General features: G+C 75.2%; 3 protein-coding genes and 2 pseudogenes. All 5 read right to left on the reverse strand.

From position 1 onward, the window contains the following. Positions 1 to 215 (reverse strand): annotated as a pseudogene (locus MBEBAB_RS14670) (N-acetylglucosamine-6-phosphate deacetylase); the annotation flags it as partial. A 69-nt stretch (positions 216 to 284) separates the two neighbouring features. Continuing rightward, the gene (locus MBEBAB_RS14675) at positions 285 to 623 is read right to left on the reverse strand and encodes a hypothetical protein (RefSeq protein ID WP_021698770.1); all 339 of its coding nucleotides are present in this window, start codon (positions 621 to 623) and stop codon (positions 285 to 287) included. After that, positions 620 to 958: a TrbG/VirB9 family P-type conjugative transfer protein gene (locus tag MBEBAB_RS18755; RefSeq protein ID WP_200865131.1), complete on the reverse strand. Its 339-nt coding sequence runs from the start codon at positions 956 to 958 to the stop codon at positions 620 to 622. Before MBEBAB_RS18755 ends, MBEBAB_RS14675 begins: the two co-directional genes overlap by 4 nt. A 113-nt stretch (positions 959 to 1,071) precedes the next feature. Next, positions 1,072 to 1,296 (reverse strand): annotated as a pseudogene (locus MBEBAB_RS18760) (TrbG/VirB9 family P-type conjugative transfer protein); the annotation flags it as partial. 230 nt (positions 1,297 to 1,526) lie between these two features. Continuing rightward, on the reverse strand, positions 1,527 to 2,064 hold a 538-nt coding region (locus MBEBAB_RS14685), incomplete at its 5' end, for a VirB8 family type IV secretion system protein (protein WP_045319476.1).

The raw sequence follows: 2,064 nt of genomic DNA on the forward strand, positions 1-2,064 counted from the left end.
CGGTCATGCCCACCGAGGGCATGGCGTCGGTCGACCAGCATGAAGCGGTCCAGCGGCCGGGCGCGCAAGGCGATCTTCAGGGTCGCGTCATGCACGTGGCGGCCGTCAACGATCAGGCCGCACCAGCAGTCGGAATCATTCAGGGCGGCGCCCACCACGCCGGGCTCGCGATTGCCCAGCTGGCTCATGGCGTTGAAAAGGTGGGTGACGCCGGTGGGCCGCATCGTCCGGCCGGCCGGCGCCGTCGGCGCCCGGGTCCAGGGCCGGGACGCGGGGCCCGTCCGTCAGGGCCGGGGCCCGGGGATCCTCGCCCGGTCCGCCGGCAGGGGCGGGGCCTCGGCGCGCCGGGCCGGTTCGAAGGGCACGATCTGACGCGCCGGCGTGTCCGGCGGCGGGTCTCCCTTGGGCTCGCCCCGGTCCCAGGTGGCGAACAGGAAGGCGGCGCAGCCCGCCGCCAGGGCGGCCACGGTGATCCAGCGGCTGCGCGGCCCGCCGAAGCGGCCCGCCACCGGGGAGATGCCGCGGTCGGCCTGGGCGGTGCGAGGATCCGCGCCGCGGGGGTCCGGCGCGTCCGGGCGGGCGCTGTCGGGTCGGGGATCCGTGGGGTCGGCCGGGCCGGTCATGACGCGCCTCCGGTCCGGGTGCGCTGGACCCGGGGCGAGGCGGCGCCCGTGGCGGGGCCGCCCGCGCGGTCGTCGAAGGCTTCGTTGAAGATGCACAGGACGGCGTCGCCGCGGCGCAGGCGCAGGCCGCGCACCACCCCGTGAATGACCACGAACTCGCCGCGCACGTCGTAGGGGACCAGGCGTTCGCGCTCCCCGTCCGTCTCGAACAGGGCCGGCAGGGGCCGGCCGCCGGGGAAGCGCAGCACGGTGAAGCGGCCGTTGTCGCTGACTTCGCTGGGCTGCAGGGCCGGGTCGCCCTGGACCGAATAGGCCAGGTTGCGCGGCCCCTCCAGGCGCCGGCCCCCAAGGCCAGATCGATCACCCGGTCCCGGGCGGCCGCCGTGCGCCGGGCCAGGGCGGCGGCCTCGGCGGCGCGCGCATCGTCGGGATAGCGGAAGCGCAGCTGATAAAGCGGCTCGGCCCCCGACCCGGCGGTCAGCTCGAACACATAATGCCGCGCGGCGCCGGCCCGGTCGGTGACCACGAGCAGATTGGTGGGGCCGTGGGACTCGCGGGGCTTGAGGAACAGCACCGCCCCTTCGGCGGCCACCTCCCAGGCCACGGCGTCGCCCACGGCCGCATGGCGGATGGTCTCGTCCGGGGCGAACAGGATCTGGGTGGCGGTGCGCATGGCGCCGTCGATGCGGTAGACGGCGCCGGGCGCATAGGCCGCCTCGCGGATGCGGCGGTCGCCGGCCGGGGCGTCCCGGCCCAGGTCGGACGGAGTCAGACCGGAGCGGGCCAGGACGGCGTGGCCGAAGGCGGCTGGCGCCAGGCCGGGCGGAGCCGGGCGGGGATCGGCCAGGGCGGGGGCGGCCAGGCCGGTCAGGGCGGCCGCGCACAGGAGCGACAGGAAAGGTCTCACGGGATCACCTCCGGATCGGAACGGTAGGACAGGACCTGGAAGCCCAGGGGGTTGAGCAGGCGGTCCGCCTCGGTCAGGGGGGCGCGGCTGTAGGCGAAGCGGATCGTGGCGATCCAGTCGCTCTGCTCGCTCTGGTGGGCGCGCCGCACGGTCAGGCGGTAGCGGACCGTGGCCACCTCGGGATTGATGAAGGCGACGGTGCGGATCGAGGCGACGGCCTCCGCCTGGGGGCCGTAGAGGTTCTGGGGGCTGGACGGATTGGTCCCGCGGAACTGCTCCGCCCAGCGCTGCTGCGCCTCGGGTCCGGACAGGATCGACACCAGACGGAAATTCTCCCGGGCTGCGGCGTCCAGATAGCCTTCGCGGGCGCGCACATAGCGGGCCAGGAAGTATTTGCTGACCGCCTCTTCGTACTGAACGGGGCCGGACTCCGCCGACAGGCCCCGGGCCACATCCACGGCCCCGGTGGCCCGGTCCACCCGGATGACGAAGGGCTCCACGGTCTTGAGCGGGGTCAGGGCGGCCACCGCCAGC

Source organism: Brevundimonas abyssalis TAR-001 (assembly GCF_000466985.1).
Classification (GTDB): Bacteria; Pseudomonadota; Alphaproteobacteria; order Caulobacterales; family Caulobacteraceae; genus Brevundimonas; species Brevundimonas abyssalis.